Origin of the sequence: Brevundimonas sp. SL161 (assembly GCF_049896985.1) — a bacterium.
Lineage (GTDB): Bacteria > Pseudomonadota > Alphaproteobacteria > Caulobacterales > Caulobacteraceae > Brevundimonas.
This window is the reverse complement of the sequence record NZ_JAFCVJ010000004.1, coordinates 145,421-163,642: the sequence shown is the minus strand read 5'-3', so window position 1 is coordinate 163,642 and position 18,222 is coordinate 145,421. Positions and strand designations below refer to the sequence as shown.

The window sequence follows — 18,222 nt, the reverse complement described above, 5'->3', positions numbered from 1 at the left end:
CGCCGGAGCGATCCGGCGGCCTTTGTCATTTTGAGCCCGATTGGGATCAGAACCGGAAGCTGGCCCGCAGCAGCAGGGTGTAGCGGACGTAGTCCTCGATCATTTCGGCATCGGCGCTGATGGAAATCTTGCCGAGGTCGTTGCCGACGCTGAGGTGGAAGCCGGCGATCGGGCCGCCGCCTTCGATCGACTGCGGCGTCAGGGTAAACGGCGAGCCGCCCGAAGCGAAGCGGGCGATGGTCTCGCCCGGATCGACCGAGAAGTTCTGGCGCCAGCCGAGGCGAACCTCGGGGCGGATCCAGCCGTCCTCGCCGAAGCCGTAGCCGATGTTCACGGCAGCGACGCCGGTGAACATGTGGCCGGTGCGGTCTTCGATGTTTAGGTTGAAGCCAGGCTCGCGACCTTCTTCGGTGTGGGCGTCTTCGTTGAGCGAGAAATACTCGGCATAGGCTTCAGGCCGGATGCTGAGGCGGCCGAAATTCTTCTCGTAGGAAGCGCCGCCGCCCAGCGACAGCGTGAAGCCGTTCCAGCTGGAGGTGTTGATGAGGTTGATGTTCTCGGTGACCAGCTGGCGCGTGGAATCGAAGATGGCGTAGCCGCCCGCCGCCCGCGCCCAGGTGCTCCAGGCCTGGCCCTGGGCCCGCCAGTAGAGACCGAGCTCGACCAGGTTGGCGGACAGGATTTCCTCGGCCTCGGCCTCGGGATCCTGGATGTCCGACGAGGTAAAGGCCACCGACACGCCGATGGCGCCCAGGCCCGTACCGCGCTCGATCCCGCCAGCGACGCCGAAGCCCTCGGAGCGGAAGCCGTAGGTGTCGGTCTTGTCCTTGTCGGCGTAGAAATTGATTTCCTGCAGCCAGGCGCTGGTGTCGCCGGGCTCGACCGTGGCGTTGCGGCCGCTCAGGGCGCGGGTGACGGCGTCCACGCCGGATGCCAGCGAAAGCAGCGGGCCGCCAGAATGGTCGGGCAGCAGCTGCTCGTACAGATTGATGAAGCCTTCGCGGCCGGTCTGGGAGATGAAGGCGTCGCGCAGCGCGGTGCTGGAGCTCAACGCCCCGTAGAAGGAGTCGAAGATCTGGGCCTCGACCGGGATCAGATTAGCTTCGGCCGCAGTGCGGCGACGGGCATCGATGTAAACGTCGCCGGCGGCCACATCGGCACCGGCGTTGACCACGTAAAGATAAGGCGAGTTCGCCTGCACTGCCGTCTGGTCGATCGTGCCCAGGATCAGGGTGTTGGCGTCGATGACGGTGAACCGCTGGGGCCCTGTGAGCAGCGAGTTGAACCGCACCCCCAGGCCGGCGCCGGTCGCCAGATTGGCGGTGCCGTTGACGCGGAAGCCGGCGTTGGTCGAGGTGGCGGGATCGACCGTGACGATCAGATCGCCCGCCGCGCCTACGTTCAGGCTGGTGACACTGGTGCGGGTCAACTGGCGCGCATCCAGCGTGCCGTTGGTCACATTGATGTCCAGACGGCCGTCGGTGTCGGTGATGGCGCCAGTCAGGATGCCGCCGCCCGTGATGTTCAGCCGGTCCGCGCCGGCGCCGAACGAGACGTCGCCGGTCATGAAGCCGTTTTCGAGGTTCAGGGTGTCGGCGCCCGAGCCGAAGCGAACGGCGCCGATCAACACGGGCTCGTTCGAATCCGTCACTCCGTCGCCGTCAGTGTCGGGATCGGTTGTCGAGGGCGTGCTGGTCTCGCCGTACTGGCGATAGGTGACGCCCGTGGTGTTGGCCGAGACGTCGATCGCCGTCACCGTGCCGGTGAGCGCGGCGCCGGCCGTATTGGGAGCCAGCGCCGCCGTGATGGAGCCGGCGTTCTCAATCGAGGTCAGGGTGCCCGACAGGTCGCGGATCGCGTTGACGTTGGAAATGCCGCCGCCCGCCGTGGCCAGGATCGCGCCATTGTTGAACAGGACGGGAAGGTTGGCGCCGGCCGCGATGTTGACGCCCGTCGTCGGTGAGTTGGCCAGTTCGCTGGACACGCCCGCCGTGATCGTTCCGATATTGTCGAAGCGCGGGGTGGTGACGCCGGCGCCGATCGACACGGCGGTCGCGCCGCCGCCGCGGCCCAGGGCCGTGATGGAGCCTTCGTTGCGAACACCGCCGGCGATGGCTACGGTCTGCCCGCCCGCGACGCCCAGCTGCATGGCCAGGCCAGTGATGTTGTTATAGACGCCGTCGCCGGTGATCACGCCCCGATTGATCAGGCCGTAGTTGGTGGTCGCGGTCGTTCCGGCGGCGCCTAGGGCAATGCCCCGCGTGGCGGACCCGACGGTCAGTGCGGCGCCGCCGCCGTAGCTGTTGATGACCGAGCTGTTCTCCGACAGGTCGGCGACGCCGTCGCCGTCCTCGTCGGTCGTGGTCGAGTCCGTGGCGACATCCGTGATCAGGTCCGCCGGGCGGACATCCAGCACAACGCCGCGAGCGACGTTGCCGCCGATGACGACGGCCGAGCCGCCCTGCAGCAGGTCGTCGGCGTCTAGCAGGGCAAGGGCGGTGTCGCCGGGGCGGGTGGTGTAGCGATAGCCGGTCGCGGCCATGTCACCCTGGAGTGTCAGGCGCCCGCCGATGTCGCCCTGGATGTTGACCGCGTTAACGCCCAAACCCTGAGCCGTGACAGGACCGCCAAGATTCACAGCCCCGGAGACGTTGCCCGTCTGGGAATAGCCGATGGCGTTGTCGCCCACGGCGCGCAGCGAGCCATAGGTGGTGACCGTGCCGGTCAGGGCGCGTTCGATCGAGATGGCGCGCGAATTGGCGCCTTCGGCCAGGATCGCGCCGCTGCTCTCGACCAGGATGTTGCCGGTCAGGGCCGTGCCGCCGACCAGACGCAGGCCGTAGCGGTTGGAACCGGCCGCGATCGGGCCGTCCAGATCGCCGTCGCTGTCCGTGTCGGTATAGGTGTCGATGTTGTCGGTGACCGTGATGGTCCCGCCGATGGTGATGTTCGCTGCGGTCGCGCCGGGCCCGACCAGGATCGCGGTCGATCCGTCGGCCGAGTTGGCCATCGTGATATTGGTGCCGCTGTCCAGATCGATGTTGTTGTTCGAATCGACCGTGATCGCCGCCCCGGTGTTCACGGCGATGGAGCCGCCGGTGCCGAGGCGGATGTCGTCGCGCGCCGTACCGGTGGCCAGAGAGGTGACGATGGGCGTCGTGCGGGCGGTCGAAATCACGACCTCGGCATGCGCTCCTGCGGCCGTCATCAGAGGGGCAAGCGCCACCGCGGTCGCAAGCAGTCTACGCATTCGAGAAATCACCCCAAGTGGACACGCGCACGGGCGTCGGGCGCCTTCTAACAGGGGCGTCGCGACCTGTCTCAAGTTTCGCGAATTTGAGGCGAATGCAAGGCCGAAAGCGATGTGTCGGGTGACCGGATGTCACTGAAAGCGTTGCCTTGCGGCCGGAAAAGTGATATCACTTCTATATCAAACGGAGGGCGCAATGACCGATCAACGTACAATCTCGCAGGAGCGGCCCGCACAGACCGCCAACGGCATACTGATGCTGCTGGTCGGGCTGGGCCTGATCATTCTGGGGCCGGTCGCCGTGGCGCAAGGGCCTGAGACCCCCGTCTACGTCGTGGGCGGCATCGTCCTGGCGGTCATCGGACTGTTTCTGGTGTGCGGTCTTTATGCGCTGCAGCCGAACGAGGGCGCGGCCATCATGCTGTTCGGATCCTATCGCGGCACGGATCGGACGACTGGTCTGCGGTGGATTCTGCCCTGGTACACACGCAAGAAAATTTCGCTCCGCGCCCGGAACGTCACCTCGGACAAGCTGAAGGTGAACGACAAGCGCGGCAGCCCGGTCGAAATCGCGGCCAATGTCGTGTGGCGCGTCGAGGATTCGGCCCAGGCCCTGTTCGATGTCGACGACTATCAGGCCTTCGTGAACATCCAGATCGACACGGGCCTGCGCGATATCGCCTCCCACTACGCCTACGACCACGGCGAGGAGCAGGACGGCGTCGAGCAGGAACTGACCCTGCGCGCCGACGCCGAGGACGTGGCCGGGCGGCTGCGCGACGAACTGGCCAACCGTGTCCGGGTCGCGGGCGTCGCCATCGACGAGGCCCGTCTGGCCCACCTGGCGTATGCGCCGGAGATCGCCGGAGCCATGCTGCGTCGCCAGCAGGCCGAGGCCATCCTGTCGGCGCGTCGCCTTATCGTCCGCGGCGCCGTCGGCATGGTCGAAAGCGCGCTCAAGGATCTGGGCGAGCGCGGGGTCGTGCATCTGGACGAGGACCGCAAGGCCGCCATGGTCTCCAACCTGCTGGTCGTCCTGTGCGCGGACCGCGAGGCCCAGCCCGTGGTCAACACCGGCACCCTCTACGGCTAGGACGTGGCCAGGGTCCGGAAGCCCTTCCTGATGCGCGCCTCCGCGGGCGTGATGACTGCGGTCGAACGGCTGGCGGCGGCGGAACTGCGCTCCGTCAACGCCCAGATGGAGATTCTCCTGCGCGAGGCCCTGGCCCGCAGGGGTATCTCCACCCCGCCGCCGGGCGATCCCGACGATCAGGCTTGAGCTTGACCGGCGGCGGGTCTACGGCCGCTTTATGGCTCGGCCCAAATCGTCCGCACGCATCCCAAAGTCCCGGACGCGCGTTCAGCCGCGGCAGTCCCCGGAGCACGACCCCATGAGCCTGACCGATCTCGACGTCCACGAAGGTGAGCTGCGGCTCATTCCCGGCTGGGACGAAGAGGTGGCCGAAACGCTCAGGGTTCTGAAGGCGTCCACCCAGGATCCGCGTCCGCGCATGGTCGACACGACCATGCTCTACGCGCCGCGCTCCGGCGGGGTGAAACGCTATCTGCTGTCCAAGAAGGCCTGGCTGGAGGCGAACCGTCCGGGCGTCGCCCACTCCCTGGTCGTGCCGGGCGCCCAGCACAAGGCCGGACGCGACGGCATTATCCAGCTGCACGCGACCAAGCTGCCGTTCGGCGACGGCTATCGCTGGCCGAGTTCGGTCAAGCGCTGGGGCGCCTGGGTCGCCTCGATGAAGCCGTCTCTGATCGAGGCCGGCGATCCCTATACGCCGGGGCAGGGCGCGCTGGAGGCGGGCCAGAGGGCCGGCTGTCCGGTCGTCGGCTTCTGCCACTCCGATCCTGCGGGCCTCGCCGCGCTTCACTTCGGCGAATGGGCCAAGAAGCCGGTCGAGAAACGCTGGGCCCGGCTGTTCGGCCAGTTCGACCGCGTCATCTCGCCCAGCCGCTTCATCGCCCGCCGCCTTGAAGAGGCCGGCATCCGCGACATCGTCATCCGCCCCCTGGGCGTGGAGATCGACACCTTCCGCCCCGATCGGCGGGATCGCGACTGGCTGCTGAAGCGGCTGGGCCTGCCCGCCAGCGCCCGCCTGCTGTGCTTCGCCGGTCGCCCCGCGCGCGAGAAGAACATCGATGTCCTGATCGAGGCGGTGCAGAAGCTGGGCGCCCCCTATCACCTGGTCCTAGTCGGGGCCGGGCAGGGGATGCCCGCAGAGGACCGCGTCATCGCCCTGCCGTACGAGCGCGACCCCAGGGCCGTGGCCCGGATCATCGCCAGCTGCGACGCCTTCGTGCACGCCAACGACAAGGAGCCCTTCGGCCTGATCGTGCTGGAGGCCATGGCCTGCGGCCGCCCGGTCGTGGGCGTCAACGCCGGCGGCGTGGCCGAGACTGTCACCAATGACGTGGGCCAGCTGGCCCGCAGCGCCGACCCCGACGACTACGCCCAGGCCATCGAGGCCCTGTTCGCGCGTGATGTCGAGGCCATCGGCGCGGCGGCGCGGGGGCATACGGTCGAGACCTTCGCCTGGAACCGCGTCTTCGAAGGTCTGTGCATGACCTACGCAGAGGTCAGCGGACGGCCGGAGTTCGTGCAACCGGGCGAGGAACTGGCGGTTCACTAGACGGCGCGCCGCACAACCGGGGCTTGACTTGGTCTCCAACTGCCCGCGTCGTGTGGGCTGGACATTTGGGGGCTTTCATGGGTTTCGGAATCGCGGCGCTCGCTGTCGCCGCTGCATTCAGCGGCTCGACCGTCACTGTTCAGGCCAGCGAGCCGCTCACCGGCATCCAGGACGAGTCCCAGCTCGACGACATCGTCGTCCTGGGCCGCCCGCTGCGGGAGGCGACGGTGGCCTTCATTGAAGAGGTTGCAGCGCCCGTGGAGGGCAGCGGCGCCGCAGCCTGGCGGCAGACCCTCTGTATCGGCGTCGGCAATCTCCAGCGCGACGCCGCCGAACAGATCATCGAGCGGATTTCGGCGACGGCTGAGGGCCTCGGCGTCCGCCTGGGTCGGCCCGGTTGCGAACCGCGTGTCTTCATCACTTTCACGATCGATGCCAACGAAACGACCAGGGCGATGGTCGCCTCACGCCGCCGCGAGTTCAGGTTGAACATGTCTGGCGCCAACCGGGGTCGGCGGGCCCTGGCGCGGTTCCAGAACACGGACGCGGCGGTGCGCTGGTGGTATGTCAGCATTCCGGTCGATTTCGACACCGGAATCGCGGCCAACCGAAGCCCCGGGGACGAGCCGTTCCAGGCGCCGCCTAACATCACGAGCCCGAACGATCTCGGCGACAACCGCCGGATCATAACGGGCTCCATGCTGCGTAACGATCTCCGGGACGACCTCGCCCAGGTGATCATCGTCGTCGACGTGGACAAGATCGGGGCGGTCACGACCGACCAACTGGCCGCCTATCTGACGATGGTCGCCCTGGTTCAGATCGATTCCGAAGCGCAGCCTCGCGGCTATGACACGATCCTCAACCTGTTCGATCAGCCGGACCGAGCGCCCGCCAGCCTCACTTCCTGGGATCTGGCCTTCCTGAGCGGCGTCTATGGTGCGGAACAGAGCCAGATCTCTGATGAGGGGAGGCTGGGCGCGGTCGCTGCCGCCATGGCCCACTCCGTGCGCGTCCAGCAGGCGACGCCCCGCGACTGATTGCGGTTTCGGCCGACCTGGCCGGAGGTGTTTGCGGTATCGGCGGTTCGACACGCGAAACTTTTGCGGTCGCACGACGACGAACGCACGCGCTCATCGACACTGCGATGACCGCTATTCGGTTCAAGGAAGAAGGGGGGCGCGCGCCACTTTCTGCAATCACAGAAAGTGGCGCGAGTGACGGGACTCGAACCCGCGACCTCCGGCGTGACAGGCCGGCACTCTAACCAACTGAGCTACACCCGCGTTTCCCGCCGCGTCGTTTCCGTCGCGGCGAGGGGCGTCGTTTAGGCGGGGGGTCGCCCCGGTGTCAAGCGACCTTTCGGGCCTTTGCGACAGTTTTCCGCGCACACGTCCGGTCGCAGAACGAGGGCGTCCCGGAGTCGGATTTGTGCGAACCATTCGCAAGAAAAATCCTTTCGCCGCTTGGGTTTGAACCGTCGCCGGGTTGGGTCTAGAAAGCGCCGAATCCGCCGCCCTCCCTCGCGGCGTGGACCTATCCAATGAACGCATTTCTTCTTCAGTATCTGCCGATCGTGATCTTCGTGGGCATCGCCACGATCATCGGCGTCGGCTTCATGGCCGCCTCCTGGGCGATGGCGCCGTCGAACCCCGACTCGGAGAAGCTCTCGGCCTACGAGTGCGGCTTCAATGCCTTCGATGACGCGCGGATGAAGTTCGACGTGCGGTTCTACCTGGTGTCCATCCTGTTCATCATCTTCGACCTTGAAGTGGCCTTCCTGTTCCCCTGGGCCGTGTCGATCTTCGACCTGACCAAGGGCGGCATGATCTTCGCCTTCTGGTCGATGATGTCCTTCCTGGGCGTCCTGACCGTCGGCTTCATCTACGAATGGAAGAAGGGCGCGCTGGAATGGCAGTGATTTCCCCCACCGGCCTGATCGCCCCCCCCGCTTCAGGTTTGGCCTCGCCGCTGCCCACAGCCTTTGGCCAGGGCGCGCGTTCGACGGTCCAGGGCTATGACCCCAAGCTGCACGACAAATTCTTCGAGGCGGTCAATACCGAGGTCGCCGAGCAGGGCTTCCTGACCGCTTCGCTCGACGACGTCATCAACTGGGCCCGGACGGGGTCGCTGATGTGGATGACCTTTGGTCTCGCGTGCTGCGCCGTGGAGATGATCCAGGCGTCGATGCCGCGCTATGACCTCGAGCGCTTCGGCATGGCCCCGCGCGCCAGCCCGCGTCAGTCGGACCTGATGATCGTCGCCGGCACCCTGACCAACAAAATGGCTCCGGCCCTACGCAAGGTCTACGACCAGATGCCGGATCCGCGTTACGTGTTGTCGATGGGTTCGTGCGCCAATGGCGGCGGATATTATCACTATAGTTACAGCGTAGTGCGCGGTTGCGACCGCATTGTACCTGTCGATGCCTATGTTCCGGGCTGCCCGCCGACGGCGGAAGCTCTGATCTACGGCCTGCTGCAGCTGCAGAAGAAGATCCGTCGCACCGGGACGATCGAGCGATGAGCGTTCCTTCTATGAACGGCCACCTCGCGACCGTCGCGCGCAATACCGAGAGCCTGACCCCGCTGGGTCAGGAGATGGTCGCCGAGCTTAAGGTCGATGCCAGCCTGGCCTGGGGCGAGCTGACCATCGCCTGCCACCGCGACCGGATCGTCGAGGTCCTGACCTCACTGCGCGACCGGTTCGGCTTCCAGCAGCTGCTGGACGTCTGCGGCGTGGACTATCCGGACCGGGCCGAGCGGTTCGACGTCGTCTATCACCTGATCTCCCTGACGCGGAACGCCCGCATCCGGGTCAAGTGCACGACCGACGAGGTCCAGCCGGTCCCCAGCGTGATCGAGGTCTATCCGTCGGCCGGCTGGTTCGAGCGCGAGGCGTTCGACATGTACGGCATCCTGTTCTCGAACCACCCGGACCTGCGCCGGCTCCTGACCGACTACGGATTCCAGGGGCACCCGCTGCGCAAGGACTTCCCGATGACGGGCTATGTCGAGGTCCGCTACGACGAGGAGCAGAAGCGGGTGGTCTATGAACCCGTCAAGCTGACGCAGGAATATCGCAACTTCGACTTCCTCTCCCCCTGGGAAGGCGCGGAGTATCCGGCCCCGGTCCTGCCGGGCGACGAGAAGGCGGCGCAGGCCGCTGCTGTCGCAGGCGCCGCGCCTTCGGGAGGCAAGGCTTGATGGCTGACGGACACCCCATCGCCAACGCGACCCCCGACCGCGCCACGCTCGACCAGGTCGCCGACGACCTGGGTCACATCGCTTTCGACGACGGCCGGACCGCGCATGCGCGCGAGATGGACGACCGCAAGTTCACCATCAACTTCGGCCCGCAACACCCGGCCGCGCACGGCGTGCTGCGTCTGGTGCTTGAGCTGGACGGCGAGGTCGTCGAGCGCGTCGATCCGCACATCGGCCTGCTGCACCGCGGCACCGAGAAGCTGATGGAGGCCCGCACCTACCTCCAGAACGTGCCCTATCTGGACCGGCTCGACTACGTCGCGCCGATGAACCAGGAGCACGCCTTCTGCCTGGCCATCGAGCGTCTGCTCGAGATCGAGGTCCCGTACCGCGCCCAGCTGATCCGGGTCCTGTATTCGGAAATCGGCCGCATCCTGTCGCACCTGCTGAATGTGACGACCCAGGCCCTGGATGTCGGCGCCCTGACGCCCCCTCTGTGGGGCTTCGAGGAGCGCGAAAAGCTCATGGTCTTCTATGAGCGGGCCTGCGGCGCGCGGCTTCACGCCAACTACTTCCGGCCCGGCGGCGTCCACCAGGACCTGCCGATGGCCCTGATCGACGATATCGGTCGCTGGTGCGCCGAGTTCCCGACGGCGCTGAAGGACATCGAGAGCCTCGTCACCGAGAACCGCATCTACAAGCAGCGCAACGTCGACATCGGCATCGTGTCGAAGGAACAGGCCCTGCAGTGGGGCTTCACCGGCGTCATGCTGCGCGGCTCCGACATCGCCTGGGACCTGCGAAAGTCGCAGCCCTACGAATGCTATGCCGAGCTGGAGTTCGACATCGTCGTCGGCAAGAACGGCGACTGCTGGGACCGCTACCTCGTGCGTATCGAGGAGATGAAACAGTCGGTGCACATCATGGAGCAGTGCATCCACAAGCTCCGCAACTGCCCCGGCGAGCCGGTCATGGTCGAGAACAACAAGATCGTGCCCCCGTCGCGCGGTGAGATGAAGCGGTCGATGGAAGCCCTGATCCATCACTTCAAGCTCTACACCGAAGGCTTCCACACCCCGGCCGGCGAGGTCTACGCCGCCGTCGAGGCGCCCAAGGGCGAGTTCGGCATCTATCTGGTCTCGGACGGCACCAACAAGCCGTACCGCGTGAAGATCTCGGCCCCCGGCTTCCGTCACCTGCAGGCGATGGACTGGATGAACCGCGGCCACATGCTGGCGGACGTGTCCGCCATCCTGGGCTCGCTCGACATCGTCTTCGGCGAGGTCGACCGCTAGTGACCTACGCCCTCGTCGCCATCGCTGGTTTGCTGCTCGCCGCAATGTTTGATGTGGCGACCGCGCTTGGACTCAACGTTTATGGCGTTGAGAATGGGAAACAGCGACATCAGGCAGCCCTGTACGCTTTTTCGGTCCATGGACCGTTCGGAGCTGTTGCGGCTCTCTGGGTTAGCGGCGCCTTGGAAGAAGGCCTAGTCGGTCTTGGTTTAAGCGTGCCCGTTGCCTTTGTTGTCTCGCTCCTTTTGGTTGGCGGCGTTTCGGGCCTTGGAATTTGGTTGTTCGGCCTGATCCCCGCAGTGCGTGAGGCAAGGCAGGAAACCAAGATCGCCATTCTTCGGGCGAGGGATGCGCACAACGCGAAATGGGCTCGGATGCTTGGTATGGTTCCTCGGGAGCCGAAAGCATGAGCACATTCGCCGTCGACCCCATCTTCACCCAGCTGCAGGTCATCGCCTTCGCGGGCCTGCTGGTCTTCGGCTTGATCGCCCAGGTCGCCTTTTCCCCGCGTCGCCGCGAACTCATGGGCGTCGCCAAATTCGCCCTGGCCACGGCGGTCGTCTCCACGCCCGGCATCGCCGGGGTGACCCTGGTGCGCGGGGCGTATCGCGCCGGCTATCTGGAGGAGGGCAGGGGCTTCCTGGAAGCCAACCTGCGCTCGATCGTCTGGATGGGCGGTTTCATTTTCCTCAGCCAGCTGGCCGTGCGGTTCCTGCCGCCGATGTCCTGGCTTTCCCGCGACCTCGCGAACGCCGGCAGGGCGGTCTGGGGCGCGCGTCCGAACCGTTGGATGGGTAGAGCATGAGCGTCCGTCGTCTCGCCAAGGAACAGCCCGCCTCGTTCGCCTTCTCGAACGACACGATGAGGAAGGCCGAGTGGTGGATCGCCAAATATCCGGCCGACCGTCGTCAGTCGGCGGTGATCCCGATCCTGTGGCTGGTTCAGAAACAGGAAGGCTGGGTTTCGGAACCGAGCCTGCGCGCCATCGCCGACCTGCTGGGCATGGCCTACATCCGGGTGCTGGAGGTTGCGACCTTCTACACCATGTTCATGCTGGAGCCGGTCGGCTCGGCCGCCCTGATCCAGGTCTGCGGCACGACCCCCTGCATGCTGCGCGGCTCGGGCGACCTGATGAAGGTCTGCAAGGACCGGATCGGCCCGAAACAGACCCTGTCGGCCGACGGCAAATTCTACTGGGAAGAGGTCGAGTGCCTGGGCGCCTGCGTCAACGCGCCGATGGCCATGATCAACGACTACTATTTCGAGGACCTGACGGCCTCGGACATGAACCAGATCATCGACGACTTCGCGGCCGGCAAGACGCCGAAGCCGGGTCCGCGCGTCGATCGCGTCAACTCGGCGCCCGAGGGCGGGGCCCTGACCCTGACCGACCCCAAACTCTATGACGGCTCGGCCGCCCAGCCGATCAAGAAGCTGCCGAACTCAGATCCGGCGCCGGTGCCTGCATGACCGCTCCCGATCCGCAAGCCGAGGCCCAGGTCGCAGCCTATCGCGCCGAACTGCGCACCGTGGGTCGCACGCCGCGCCTGGCTGGTTTCGGCCTGGTGCTGCTGGGCGCCATCCTGGTCTGGTTGGCCGGGCGTGCGGGCGACTTCGGCCCGACGGTACAGGTGTCCGGCTATGTCGCCCTCGGCGGCGGCTGGGCCCTGATGCTCGCTGCCATCTTCCTTCGCACCCGCTATCATCGCCGCCGTCTGGCCGAGCTCGATGGACGCGGACAATGAGCGCGCTGCTTCGCGCCCACGGGGAACCGTCGCGTGATTGTCTGACCGCGCGTGCACACTTCGTGATCCCAAGACGTTCGGGGGACCGTCGTGACATCGAAACATCCGAAGCGCGGCGTCGCCGGCCTGTTCATGGCCAATCTGATGGGCGCCGGCGCTCTGCCCCTGGGCGGAGCCTCCGCACAGCCCGTTCCGCCGGCGCCCGCTGCGCCGTCCCCTCCGTCTTCTCCCGCCGGTTCCCCGAATGCGCCTGATCAGACACCCACGAATTCGGGCGGCCAGCGTCCGCCTCCGCCAACCGAGCGCCAGACCGGCGACCGGCGCAGCGAACTCTCGCGCCCGCGCGGCAAGGGCGTCGGCGGCTCCGGCCGTGGAGGGACCCCGCTGATGGCCGGGCTGTTGCAGGACAAGGATCGCATCTTCACCAACCTGTACGGGGTCCAGGACTGGGGCCTTGAGGGCGCGAAGACCCGCGGCTGCTGGAACGCGACCAAGGACATGCTGGACATGGGCCGCGACTGGCTCATCACCAACGTCAAGAACTCCGGCCTGCGCGGACGCGGCGGCGCCGGCTTCTCGACGGGTCTGAAGTGGTCCTTCATGCCCAAGGAACTCAAGGATCGTCCGCATTATCTCGTCGTTAACGCCGACGAGAGCGAGCCCGGCACCTGCAAGGACCGGGAGATCATGCGCCATGACCCCCACCTGCTGATCGAAGGCTGCCTGATCGCCTCCTTCGCGATGCAGGCCCACGCCTGCTACATCTATCTGCGCGGCGAATATGTGCTCGAGCGCGAGCGCATGGAGGCGGCGGTCAAGCAGGCCTATGAAGCCAGGCTGATCGGCAAGAACAACGTCCACGGCTGGGACTTCGACGTCTACATCCACCACGGCGCCGGGGCCTATATCTGCGGCGAAGAGACCGCCCTGCTGGAATCGCTGGAGGGCAAGAAGGGCCAGCCACGCCTGAAGCCGCCGTTCCCGGCGGGCGCGGGCCTCTACGGCTGCCCGACCACGGTGAACAACGTCGAGTCGATCGCCGTCGTCGGCACGATTCTGCGTCGGGGGGCCGAGTGGTTCGCCGGCTTCGGTCGTCCGAACAACACCGGCACCAAGCTGATGTCGATCAGCGGCCACGTGAACAGGCCGTGCAATGTCGAAGAAGCGATGTCGATCCCGCTGCGCCAGCTGCTGGAAGAGCATTGCGGCGGCGTGCGCGGCGGCTGGGGCAACCTGAAGGCCGTGATACCGGGCGGAGTCTCCGTGCCGCTGATCACGCGCGAGATGTCCGAGACGGCGTTGATGGACTTCGATTCCTTGCGCGACATGAAGTCGGGCCTGGGCACTGCGGCCGTCATCGTCATGGACAACGACACCGACCTGGTGAAGGCGATCGCTCGCATCAGCTATTTCTACAAGCATGAGAGCTGCGGCCAGTGCACGCCGTGCCGCGAAGGCACCGGCTGGATGTGGCGCGTGCTGGAACGCATGGCCGTGGGCGAGGCCGATCCGTCGGAGATCGACCTGCTGCTCGACGTCGCCGGTCAGGTCGAGGGTCACACGATCTGCGCCCTCGGCGACGCGGCCGCCTGGCCGGTCCAGGGCCTGATCCGTCACTTCCGTCACGAGATCGAGGATCGCATCTCGGCCTACCGCACCCGCCGCGCGAACTTCGCCGGCCACGCCATCGCGGCGGAGTAGGGGATGCGGGCTGTGCTCATCCTGACCGTGGCCATCGCCGCTCTCGTCGCCTGCAACCAGGCGCCGGAGAAGGCCGAGCCGACGCCGACCGAGATCGTCGCCGCTGAGGCGCCGGTGTCCGACGCCGTGGCGCAGACGCCCGCCGTCCTGACGGCCGTCGACCTGCGCCGCGTGTGCAAGGCCGGCCTCGCCGCCATTCACGGCCAGGACGTAGCAGCTATCGAACTGACCGGCATCGAGGGCGATGCGGTCAACGCCCAGTGGCGCGCGCCGGTCGACGGCGGCCTGATGAAAGCCCAGTGCCGGGCCTCCGACGGCCTGGTCGTGTGGAAGCCGCTCGATCTGCCCGACCCCGCCTCCGTGCGGTGGATGAATGAATCCGGCGATCCGGTCGTGCGCTATGCCATGCGCGGCGACGAGATCGAGATCACCCAAACGCTGCCTGACGGCACGACGCAGACGGCCGCCGAGGTTGTTCGCGCTGAAGAAGAGGTCCGCTGATGCCCGTCGCCAAGGTCAACGGCGTCGATGTCGAGTTCGAGCCCGGCATGACCGTGCTTCAGGTCGCCGAGCGCGCCGGGCACGAGATCCCGCGCTTCTGCTACCACGAGCGACTGTCGATCGCCGGCAACTGCCGCATGTGCCTGGTCGAGGTGAAGCCCGGACCGCCCAAGCCGCAAGCGTCTTGCGCGCTTCCGGCCGCCGAGGGCCAGATGATCTTCACCGACACGCCGATGGTGAAGAAGGCCCGCGAAGGGGTGATGGAGTTCCTGCTCATCAACCACCCGCTCGACTGCCCGATCTGTGACCAGGGCGGCGAGTGCGACCTGCAGGACCAGGCCATGGGCTACGGCCGCGACGGTTCCCGCTATGCGGAGAACAAGCGCGCAGTCGAAGAAAAGCACATGGGTCCGACCATCAAGACCTTCATGACGCGGTGCATCCAGTGCACCCGTTGCGTGCGCTTCATCAGTGAAGTGGCGGGCGTGCCCGACATCGGCATGATCTCGCGCGGCGAAGACGCCGAGATCACCACCTATCTCGAACAGGCGGTGAACTCCGAGCTGTCGGGCAACGTCAATGACCTGTGCCCGGTCGGCGCCCTGACCCACCGTCCTTGGCAGTTCCACTATCGTCCGTGGGAACTGAAGAAGACCGAGACCATCGACGTCATGGACGCCCTGGGCTCCAACATCTCGGCCCAGTCCAAGGGCGCCGAGGTGATGCGCATCCTGCCGCGCGTCCACGAGGGCATCAACGAGGAGTGGCTGTCGGACAAGAGCCGCTACGTCGTCGACGGCCTGCAGGCGCGTCGCCTGGATCGGCCTTACATCCGTGAGAACGGCAAGCTGCGCGCCGCCTCGTGGGACGAGGCGCTGAACGCCGTGGCGTCGAAGTTGAAGGCCGCCCCTGCAGACAGGATCGGCGTTATCGCCGGCGACCTACAGGACGCGGAATCGATGAAGGCGGCGCTGGACCTGTTCCGGGCGCTGGGCTCGCCGAACACCGACTGCCGTCAGGACGGCGCAGCCATGGGCTATGGCCCGCGCGAAGGCTGGCTGTTCAACACCGGCCTGCAAGGGCTGGAAGAGGCGGACTCCATCCTGCTGGTGGGCGTCAACCCGCGCACCGAGGCGCCGCTGCTGAACCAGCGGATCCGCAAGAGCTGGCTGGCCGGCAAGACCCGCGTCGGCGTCATCGGCGACGCCGCCGACCTGACCTATGATTTCGACGTCGTAGGCCGCGGAACAAAGACCCTGGCCAAGCTGCCCAAGGTCGCCTCAGACGCCCTGTCGAATGCCGAACGCCCCGCCATCGTGGTCGGCGCCGGCGCCCTGTCGGGTCCGGATGGCGCCAAGGTGCTGCAACATCTCGGCAAGCTGGCCGCCAAGGTCGGCGTCGTGAAGGACGGCTGGAACGGCTTCAACGTCCTGCATCATGCTGCTGCCCGCGTCGGCGGCCTGGACATGGGCTTCGTGCCTGCAGCCGGCGGCCTGTCGGCTCACGAGATGGTTCAATCGGGCGCTCTCGATGTCCTGTTCCTGCTGGGCGCCGACGAGATCGAGACCGGCCCGTCCGGGGCCTTCAAAGTCTATCTGGGCAGCCACGGCGACCGGGGCGCGCACACCGCCGACGTCATCCTGCCGGGCGCCGCCTGGACCGAGAAGTCGGGCCTCTATGTCAACACCGAGGGCCGGGTGCAGATGGCCGAACGCGCCGTCTTCCCGAAGGGCGATGCCAAGGAAGACTGGGCCATCCTCCGCGCCCTGTCGGAACGCGTCGGCCAGACCCTGCCGTACGACACCCTTGATCAACTGCGCACCAAGCTGATGGGCGATCATCCGACCTTCGGCCGCATCGACTATCTGGCTCCGGCCGGTTCGTTCGACGTGGCGGCTCTAGGCCAGAAGGGCGACGCCGGCGATGTCGGCTTCACCTCGGCCGTGGTCGATCCCTATATGAACAACCCGATCGCGCGCGCCAGCGCGACGATGGCCGAGCTCAGCGCCCAGCGCATGGCTCCGGCCCTGCTGGCGGCGGAGTAGGGCGATGGAATCCACTTCCTTCTGGACCACGCCCGTCGGCTGGACCCTCGCCACGACCGGCGCCGTTCTGCTCGTCACCGTCGGTGTCCTGATCTCCGTCGCCTTCCTGCTGCTGGCGGATCGCAAGATCTGGGCGGCCGTCATGATGCGAAAGGGCCCCAATGTCGTGGGTCCGTTCGGCCTGCTTCAGTCCTTCGCCGACATGATCAAGTTCGTTCTGAAGGAGATCGTCGTCCCGGCCGGCGCGGACAAGGTCGTCTTCCTGATGGCACCGGTCATCACCGTGATCATGGCCTTCACCGTCTGGGCGGTCATTCCGTTTGCGCCGGGCTGGGTCATCTCCGACCTCAACGTCGGCATCCTCTACGTCTTCGCGATCAGTTCGATGGGCGTCTACGGCATCATCATGGGCGGCTGGGCCTCGAACTCGAAATACCCGTTCCTGGGTTCGCTGCGCTCCGCTGCGCAGATGGTGTCCTATGAGGTCTCCATCGGCCTCATCATCATCAACGTCATCCTGCTGGCCGGGACGATGAACCTGTCCTCGATCGTGACGTCGCAGGAAGGCTGGATCTGGAACTGGTACGTCTTCGGCGGCGGCGCCGACACCTGGCCGCTGGTGCTCGTCATGTTCCCGATGATGATCATGTTCTTCATTTCCGCCCTGGCCGAAACCAACCGCCCGCCGTTCGACCTGCCCGAGGCTGAGTCCGAACTCGTGGCCGGCTATCAGGTCGAGTATTCGTCGACGCCCTATCTGCTGTTCATGATGGGCGAGTATGTGAACATCATCTTCATGTGCGCGATGATCTCGATCCTGTTCCTCGGCGGCTGGAACCCGGGCTTCCCAATCGACTTCACCGCCGACTGGAACCCGTTCCTGGTCAACCTGCTGCTGTTCGGTGTGCTGTTCATCAAGATCCTGTTCTGGTTCTTCATGTTCGCGATGGTGAAGACCTTCGTGCCCCGCTACCGCTACGACCAGCTGATGCGTCTGGGCTGGAAGATCTTCCTGCCGACCTCACTGGTCGCCGTGGTCGCTGTTTCGGCCTGGCGCGTCTTCGCGGTGGGGGCATGATCCGCATGGCTCTGCTCGCCCTGACGGCCGTGACCCTGGCCGGCTGTCTGCCGCCCGCCTATGAGGCCGAGCCCGCGTCCGTCTATCAGTGGCAGCGGCGCCAGGATGACATCCAGCGCCGAGAGACCGAACGGGTTCGCCTGTGCGCCATCATGAACAAGGACACGGATCGCTACGAGCGCGACTGCACGCGTCCGGGAGACCCCGTCCGATGATCACCCGTATCGCCCAGGCCGCAAAGGGCGCGCTGCTGCTCGATCTGGTCGGCGCATTCGGCCTGACCATGCGCGAGTTCTTCCGTCCCAAGAAGACGGTGAACTTTCCGTTCGAGCGCGGCCCGCAATCGCCGCGTTTCCGGGGCGAGCACGCTCTGCGTCGTTACGCCAACGGCGAGGAACGCTGCATCGCCTGCAAGCTGTGCGAGGCCATCTGCCCGGCCCAGGCGATCACGATCGAGTCCGAGCCGCGGTCTGACGGCAGTCGCCGCACGACCCGCTACGACATCGACATGGTCAAATGCATCTACTGCGGCCTGTGCCAGGAGGCCTGCCCGGTGGACGCCATCGTAGAGGGACCGAACTCGACGTTCGCGACCGAGACGCGCGAAGAACTCTACTACGACAAGGCCCGACTGCTGGATAACGGCGACCGCTGGGAACGGCAGATCGCGAAGAATCTGGAACTCGACGCCCCCTATCGCTAAACGAAGCGCGCGATTCCCTTACGGGTCGCCGCCCAACCGACTGAAAGGGGCATCGT

General features: G+C 66.3%; 19 protein-coding genes and 1 tRNA gene. 18 read left to right on the top strand and 2 right to left on the bottom strand.

Annotated elements, in window-relative coordinates:
- Nucleotides 1-46 precede the first annotated feature (46 nt).
- On the bottom strand, nt 47-3,250 hold the full coding sequence (locus tag ACP7AU_RS05600) for an autotransporter outer membrane beta-barrel domain-containing protein (protein WP_426050782.1): 3,204 nt from the start codon (nt 3,248-3,250) through the stop codon (nt 47-49).
- A 196-nt stretch (nt 3,251-3,446) separates the two neighbouring features.
- Here ACP7AU_RS05600 and ACP7AU_RS05595 point away from each other — a divergent pair, with 196 nt between their 5' ends.
- The 4 genes from ACP7AU_RS05595 (at nt 3,447) to ACP7AU_RS05580 (ending at nt 6,932) form a co-directional block, all read left to right on the top strand.
- Complete coding sequence (locus ACP7AU_RS05595) at nt 3,447-4,343, top strand: SPFH domain-containing protein (protein ID WP_426050781.1); 897 nt, start codon at nt 3,447-3,449, stop codon at nt 4,341-4,343.
- 30 nt (nt 4,344-4,373) lie between these two features.
- Nucleotides 4,374-4,529 carry a hypothetical protein gene (locus ACP7AU_RS05590; RefSeq protein WP_426039137.1) on the top strand — a complete coding sequence of 52 codons (156 nt, stop codon included), beginning with the start codon at nt 4,374-4,376 and terminating at the stop codon, nt 4,527-4,529.
- Between the two features lie 112 nt (nt 4,530-4,641).
- Nucleotides 4,642-5,892 (top strand): glycosyltransferase, encoded by a 1,251-nt coding sequence (locus tag ACP7AU_RS05585; RefSeq protein WP_426050780.1) that lies wholly within the window; start codon nt 4,642-4,644, stop codon nt 5,890-5,892.
- A gap of 77 nt (nt 5,893-5,969) precedes the next feature.
- A complete protein-coding gene (locus ACP7AU_RS05580) occupies nt 5,970-6,932 on the top strand; it encodes a hypothetical protein (protein WP_426050779.1) in 963 nt (320 codons plus the stop codon).
- A 169-nt stretch (nt 6,933-7,101) separates the two neighbouring features.
- Here the strand turns inward: ACP7AU_RS05580 and ACP7AU_RS05575 are convergent.
- Nucleotides 7,102-7,178 (bottom strand) — tRNA-Asp (locus ACP7AU_RS05575).
- Between the two features lie 257 nt (nt 7,179-7,435).
- Between ACP7AU_RS05575 and ACP7AU_RS05570 the strand changes: the two genes are divergently transcribed.
- From ACP7AU_RS05570 to nuoI, 14 genes are all read left to right on the top strand, one after another.
- Nucleotides 7,436-7,813 (top strand): NADH-quinone oxidoreductase subunit A, encoded by a 378-nt coding sequence (locus ACP7AU_RS05570; protein ID WP_426039140.1) that lies wholly within the window; start codon nt 7,436-7,438, stop codon nt 7,811-7,813.
- Nucleotides 7,783-8,418 carry a NuoB/complex I 20 kDa subunit family protein gene (locus ACP7AU_RS05565; protein WP_426039141.1) on the top strand — a complete coding sequence of 212 codons (636 nt, stop codon included), beginning with the start codon at nt 7,783-7,785 and terminating at the stop codon, nt 8,416-8,418. Before ACP7AU_RS05570 ends, ACP7AU_RS05565 begins: the two co-directional genes overlap by 31 nt.
- The gene (locus ACP7AU_RS05560) at nt 8,415-9,098 is read left to right on the top strand and encodes an NADH-quinone oxidoreductase subunit C (protein ID WP_303694272.1); all 684 of its coding nucleotides are present in this window, start codon (nt 8,415-8,417) and stop codon (nt 9,096-9,098) included. The genes ACP7AU_RS05565 and ACP7AU_RS05560 overlap by 4 nt, the downstream gene beginning before the upstream one ends.
- Nucleotides 9,099-9,214: 116 nt before the next feature.
- Nucleotides 9,215-10,393 carry an NADH-quinone oxidoreductase subunit D gene (locus ACP7AU_RS05555; RefSeq protein ID WP_303694485.1) on the top strand — a complete coding sequence of 393 codons (1,179 nt, stop codon included), beginning with the start codon at nt 9,215-9,217 and terminating at the stop codon, nt 10,391-10,393.
- Nucleotides 10,393-10,803, top strand: a complete 411-nt coding sequence (locus ACP7AU_RS05550) for a hypothetical protein (RefSeq protein WP_426050778.1) — start codon at nt 10,393-10,395, stop codon at nt 10,801-10,803. The genes ACP7AU_RS05555 and ACP7AU_RS05550 overlap by 1 nt, the downstream gene beginning before the upstream one ends.
- Nucleotides 10,800-11,198, top strand: coding sequence for a hypothetical protein (locus ACP7AU_RS05545; RefSeq protein WP_426050777.1), 399 nt, complete (start codon nt 10,800-10,802; stop codon nt 11,196-11,198). The genes ACP7AU_RS05550 and ACP7AU_RS05545 overlap by 4 nt, the downstream gene beginning before the upstream one ends.
- Nucleotides 11,195-11,863, top strand: coding sequence for an NADH-quinone oxidoreductase subunit NuoE (gene nuoE / locus ACP7AU_RS05540; RefSeq protein ID WP_426039144.1), 669 nt, complete (start codon nt 11,195-11,197; stop codon nt 11,861-11,863). Before ACP7AU_RS05545 ends, nuoE begins: the two co-directional genes overlap by 4 nt.
- Complete coding sequence (locus tag ACP7AU_RS05535; RefSeq protein ID WP_426050776.1) at nt 11,860-12,138, top strand: hypothetical protein; 279 nt, start codon at nt 11,860-11,862, stop codon at nt 12,136-12,138. The genes nuoE and ACP7AU_RS05535 overlap by 4 nt, the downstream gene beginning before the upstream one ends.
- A gap of 387 nt (nt 12,139-12,525) precedes the next feature.
- A complete protein-coding gene (gene nuoF, locus ACP7AU_RS05530; protein WP_426039250.1) occupies nt 12,526-13,839 on the top strand; it encodes an NADH-quinone oxidoreductase subunit NuoF in 1,314 nt (437 codons plus the stop codon).
- 3 nt (nt 13,840-13,842) lie between these two features.
- Nucleotides 13,843-14,340, top strand: a complete 498-nt coding sequence (locus ACP7AU_RS05525; protein ID WP_426039146.1) for a hypothetical protein — start codon at nt 13,843-13,845, stop codon at nt 14,338-14,340.
- Nucleotides 14,340-16,385: an NADH-quinone oxidoreductase subunit NuoG gene (gene nuoG / locus ACP7AU_RS05520; protein ID WP_426050775.1), complete on the top strand. Its 2,046-nt coding sequence runs from the start codon at nt 14,340-14,342 to the stop codon at nt 16,383-16,385. The genes ACP7AU_RS05525 and nuoG overlap by 1 nt, the downstream gene beginning before the upstream one ends.
- A 4-nt stretch (nt 16,386-16,389) precedes the next feature.
- Nucleotides 16,390-17,463: an NADH-quinone oxidoreductase subunit NuoH gene (nuoH, locus tag ACP7AU_RS05515; RefSeq protein ID WP_426050774.1), complete on the top strand. Its 1,074-nt coding sequence runs from the start codon at nt 16,390-16,392 to the stop codon at nt 17,461-17,463.
- The gene (locus tag ACP7AU_RS05510) at nt 17,460-17,678 is read left to right on the top strand and encodes a hypothetical protein (protein ID WP_426039149.1); all 219 of its coding nucleotides are present in this window, start codon (nt 17,460-17,462) and stop codon (nt 17,676-17,678) included. Before nuoH ends, ACP7AU_RS05510 begins: the two co-directional genes overlap by 4 nt.
- Nucleotides 17,675-18,166 (top strand): NADH-quinone oxidoreductase subunit NuoI, encoded by a 492-nt coding sequence (gene nuoI / locus ACP7AU_RS05505; protein ID WP_426039150.1) that lies wholly within the window; start codon nt 17,675-17,677, stop codon nt 18,164-18,166. Before ACP7AU_RS05510 ends, nuoI begins: the two co-directional genes overlap by 4 nt.
- The last annotated feature ends 56 nt before the right edge of the window (nt 18,167-18,222 follow it).

Excerpts from the sequence above, each read along its gene's own strand:
- ACP7AU_RS05600 (WP_426050782.1), bottom strand. The coding sequence starts at position 3,250 with ATGCGTAGACTGCTTGCGACCGCGGTGGCGCTTGCCCCTCTGATGACG.
- ACP7AU_RS05595 (WP_426050781.1), top strand. The coding sequence starts at position 3,447 with ATGACCGATCAACGTACAATCTCGCAGGAGCGGCCCGCACAGACCGCC.
- ACP7AU_RS05590 (WP_426039137.1), top strand. The coding sequence starts at position 4,374 with ATGCGCGCCTCCGCGGGCGTGATGACTGCGGTCGAACGGCTGGCGGCG.
- ACP7AU_RS05585 (WP_426050780.1), top strand. The coding sequence starts at position 4,642 with ATGAGCCTGACCGATCTCGACGTCCACGAAGGTGAGCTGCGGCTCATT.
- ACP7AU_RS05580 (WP_426050779.1), top strand. The coding sequence starts at position 5,970 with ATGGGTTTCGGAATCGCGGCGCTCGCTGTCGCCGCTGCATTCAGCGGC.
- ACP7AU_RS05570 (WP_426039140.1), top strand. The coding sequence starts at position 7,436 with ATGAACGCATTTCTTCTTCAGTATCTGCCGATCGTGATCTTCGTGGGC.
- ACP7AU_RS05565 (WP_426039141.1), top strand. The coding sequence starts at position 7,783 with ATGGAAGAAGGGCGCGCTGGAATGGCAGTGATTTCCCCCACCGGCCTG.
- ACP7AU_RS05560 (WP_303694272.1), top strand. The coding sequence starts at position 8,415 with ATGAGCGTTCCTTCTATGAACGGCCACCTCGCGACCGTCGCGCGCAAT.
- ACP7AU_RS05555 (WP_303694485.1), top strand. The coding sequence starts at position 9,215 with ATGGACGACCGCAAGTTCACCATCAACTTCGGCCCGCAACACCCGGCC.
- ACP7AU_RS05545 (WP_426050777.1), top strand. The coding sequence starts at position 10,800 with ATGAGCACATTCGCCGTCGACCCCATCTTCACCCAGCTGCAGGTCATC.
- nuoE (WP_426039144.1), top strand. The coding sequence starts at position 11,195 with ATGAGCGTCCGTCGTCTCGCCAAGGAACAGCCCGCCTCGTTCGCCTTC.
- ACP7AU_RS05535 (WP_426050776.1), top strand. The coding sequence starts at position 11,860 with ATGACCGCTCCCGATCCGCAAGCCGAGGCCCAGGTCGCAGCCTATCGC.
- nuoF (WP_426039250.1), top strand. The coding sequence starts at position 12,526 with ATGGCCGGGCTGTTGCAGGACAAGGATCGCATCTTCACCAACCTGTAC.
- ACP7AU_RS05525 (WP_426039146.1), top strand. The coding sequence starts at position 13,843 with ATGCGGGCTGTGCTCATCCTGACCGTGGCCATCGCCGCTCTCGTCGCC.
- nuoG (WP_426050775.1), top strand. The coding sequence starts at position 14,340 with ATGCCCGTCGCCAAGGTCAACGGCGTCGATGTCGAGTTCGAGCCCGGC.
- nuoH (WP_426050774.1), top strand. The coding sequence starts at position 16,390 with ATGGAATCCACTTCCTTCTGGACCACGCCCGTCGGCTGGACCCTCGCC.
- ACP7AU_RS05510 (WP_426039149.1), top strand. The coding sequence starts at position 17,460 with ATGATCCGCATGGCTCTGCTCGCCCTGACGGCCGTGACCCTGGCCGGC.
- nuoI (WP_426039150.1), top strand. The coding sequence starts at position 17,675 with ATGATCACCCGTATCGCCCAGGCCGCAAAGGGCGCGCTGCTGCTCGAT.